Genomic DNA, 3,438 nt, shown 5'->3' on the forward strand with positions numbered 1-3,438 from the left:
CGGCGAGCAGGATGAATCGGACGCCGAGTCGGACGAGCAGCGGGTAGAACAGGAGCTACTGGAAGAAGAGGCACACCCTGCTGCGGAGAGTGAGACAGTGCTCGACGAGCAGCACGAGCACGCTGGACACGAGGGCGAAGGACACGACCACGGTTCCCATGAGGGCCACGGTGAGGGGCATGGCGGGATGCACGAGGGCCACGAGCAGATGTTCCGCCGGCGCTTCTTCGTCTCGACGCTCCTGTCGATCCCAGTCCTGCTATACAGCGAAATGCTGCAGGAGTGGCTCGGGTTCTCCGTCCCCGCGTTCCCGGGCAGCGAGTGGATCAACCCCGTCTTCGCGGTCATCGTCTTCGCGTACGGTGGGATGCCGTTCCTCCAGATGGCGGTCCCAGAGCTAAAAGACCGATCGCCGGGGATGATGACGCTCATCTCGATGGCGATCACCGTCGCATTCGTCTACAGTCTCGCGAGTGTGGTCTTCCCAACGCAGTCGGCGTTCTTCTGGGAGCTCGTCACCCTCATCGACATCATGCTACTCGGCCACTGGATCGAGATGCGGTCGGTGCGGCGTGCCTCGAGCGCGCTCGATGAACTGGCGAAACTGATGCCAGACACCGCCGAGCGCATCACCGACGACGGGGAGACCGAGGAAGTCCCCGTCAGTGAGCTCTCCGAGGGCGACCTCATACTCGTCCGGCCGGGCGCGAGTGTCCCTGCTGACGGCACCGTCGAGGAGGGCGATTCGGACGTCAACGAGTCGATGATCACGGGCGAGTCGAAACCGGTCTCGAAGGAGCCCAGCGACGAGGTCATCGGCGGGACAATCAACGGTGACGGGAGCCTCCGTGTTCGCGTCGGTGCGACGGGCGAGGAGACGACGCTCGCGGGCATCATGCGTCTCGTCGAGGAAGCCCAGCAGAGCAAGTCCAAGACGCAAGTGTTGGCCGATCGCGCGGCCGGCTGGCTGTTCTACGTCGCGCTCGGGGCGGCAGTCGTGACCGCGATTGCGTGGACGGTCGGAGTCTCGTTCGACGTGACGGTCATCGAGCGAGTCGTGACGGTGCTCGTCATCGCCTGCCCACACGCCCTCGGGCTCGCCATCCCCCTCGTCGTCGCCATCAACACCTCACTCGCCGCTCGGAACGGGATGCTCGTTCGCGACCGCATCGCGATGGAGGACGCGCGGAATCTGGACGCCATCATCTTCGACAAAACAGGGACGCTCACCGAGGGCGAACACGGCGTCGTGGATATGGCGACCGTTGAGGACGTCGACGAGGACGACGCGCTCGGGTTGGCGGCAGCCGTCGAGAGTGACTCCGAACACATGATCGCCCGAGCGATCCGTGAGGCCGCCGACCTGCGAGACGTAACTACTCCTGACGCGACCGCCTTCGAGGCGATCAAAGGACGAGGGGTCCGGGCGAACGTCGACGGAAACGAGGTGTACGTCGGCGGGCCGAACCTGTTGGCCCAACTCGATAGCGAGATCCCCGACCATCTCCAGCGCTTCGCTGACGAGGCCGGACAGAACGCCCAGACTGTGGTGTATCTCGTTCGTGATGGAGAGCTGATCGCTGCTTTCGCGATGGCCGACGTGATCCGCGAGGAGAGTTTCCGCGTCGTCGACGCGCTCCACGATCTGGGTATCGAGGTGGCGATGCTGACAGGGGACTCCCAGGACGTCGCCGACGCTGTCGCCGACGAACTGGGCATCGACACGGTGTTCGCGGAGGTCCTCCCTGAAGACAAAGACGAGAAAGTCCAGGAACTCCAGGACCAGGGGAAGCTCGTGGGGATGGTCGGCGACGGCGTCAACGACGCGCCGGCGCTGACGCGGGCCGACGTCGGGATCGCCATCGGGAGCGGCACCGACGTTGCGGTCCAGTCGGCGGACGTTATCCTCGTGCAGAACAACCCGATGGACGTCGTTCGGCTGGTGAAGCTCAGCAAGGCGAGCTACCGGAAGATGCAGGAGAACATCGTCTGGGCGGCCGGCTACAACGTCTTCGCGATTCCGCTTGCAGCAGGCGTGTTGGCACCGATTGGGATTCTACTGTCCCCCGCTGTGGGTGCACTTCTGATGTCGTTGAGTACAGTAATCGTCGCGATCAACGCACAGCTACTCCGCCGCGTCGACCTGTCCATCCCCGAGCTTCCAAGCGGGACACCAGCTACGGAGGCACAACCCGCTGACTGAGGTTCTTTCTGGCTACCCCCAGAGGGATTCCGCTGAGGTAACTGTCGCAATCGACAGACCGATGGGTGCTACGCAGGCACCGATTCTTTGCTCTCCAGATACTGGTGAGACATTTCTCCTCGGTGCCGGTGACGAGCAAGTGTTTGCACAAACAACCACCGGTACTCTATACGCTCTCACTCAGCCATCATAACGCGAGATACTACAGTAACAGACAACAGCGTTAGCAAGCCTTCATCCTCGGGGTCCAGCCCCGAGGCACTCGTCCTGCTCCGCCTGTAGATTCCGGTTGGTCTCGTACAGATCAGCTACTGCAACTCTTCGGCGAGGGCAGCGACCGCTTCGTCGACAAGCTCGCTCTCCACCTGTCCTTGCCAGAAGTCGATATCCTCGTGGTCGATCGATTGGACGCCCCATGGGACGATTCGACTCTCGTCGGGCGTCCCACCACGCAGCCATTTCTCTTCGGGAATGTCGATCAGGCCGTCCATCCAGGATTTCGACGTCAACGTGAGCGCGATATACTGCTCGCCGTAGAACGGACGGCCTTCGTGATTCGCGAGAATGAGCCATGGCCGAGCGTCTTCTTCGCCTTTGAACGGATCATCCCCGTAGACGACGTCGCCACGCTCGAAAATCGGTGTCTCTTCGTCGGTCACCGTTCGTCCTCGACGCTCGGGTGCGGTTCCTCGGGTGCGTGTTCGCGCCAGGACTCCTTGTCCTCTGTCCCGAGTTGCTGGTTGAACAGAGCGGTCGCTCGCTCGTACCCGCTGTATCCGTCGAGGCGCTCAGCGTCGTCAGTTATCGCCCAGTACGTCGCTTTGTGTTCGACGAGGTCGCGGTCCTTCAGTCGCGAGAGGGCGGTGCTGACTGCGCCCTCGTCGACGCCGATCTGAGAGGCGATTTCGCGGGCTTTGAACGCTCGATCCTCGTTGGCGGCGAGAAATCCGAGAACCTGATCCGGGACGGAGAGTTCCTCGAGTTCGTCCTCGCTCGTCTTCTCGAAGGTATCTCGGTCGATGGACATCGTTGAACGGAGATACCACGTCCACCGTAATGAGTGTTAGGTGTGAAAGCAACGAAAATACTGAAGAGAATACATCGTCCACGGCCACAAAGCGGTTCGAGAACCGTACGCATCATTCGTCTTTAGCTAAGACTCGCACCTCGGTTGCGTAGCGGTAGCGAGTGTCTCTTGCAGGATCGGTCGTTGCTTGTGGATCTTCTGCGCGTCG

Annotated in this window: 3 protein-coding genes; 1 reads left to right on the forward strand and 2 read right to left on the reverse strand. The window is 61.9% G+C overall.

All coding sequences use genetic code 11. From position 1 onward, the window contains the following. A partial coding sequence (locus tag EAO78_RS17510; RefSeq protein WP_238987756.1) for a copper-translocating P-type ATPase occupies window positions 1-2,203 on the forward strand: 2,203 nt, incomplete at its 5' end. Between the two features lie 308 nt (window positions 2,204-2,511). On the opposite strand, the gene EAO78_RS17515 is transcribed toward EAO78_RS17510, so the two are convergent. Then, complete coding sequence (locus tag EAO78_RS17515; RefSeq protein ID WP_122107023.1) at window positions 2,512-2,862, reverse strand: type II toxin-antitoxin system PemK/MazF family toxin; 351 nt, start codon at window positions 2,860-2,862, stop codon at window positions 2,512-2,514. Further along, the gene (locus tag EAO78_RS17520) at window positions 2,859-3,230 is read right to left on the reverse strand and encodes a MarR family transcriptional regulator (RefSeq protein ID WP_122107024.1); all 372 of its coding nucleotides are present in this window, start codon (window positions 3,228-3,230) and stop codon (window positions 2,859-2,861) included. Before EAO78_RS17520 ends, EAO78_RS17515 begins: the two co-directional genes overlap by 4 nt. Between the last annotated feature and the right edge of the window lie 208 nt (window positions 3,231-3,438).

Origin of the sequence: Halobellus captivus (assembly GCF_003697845.1) — an archaeon.
GTDB lineage: Archaea > Halobacteriota > Halobacteria > Halobacteriales > Haloferacaceae > Halorubrum > Halorubrum glutamatedens.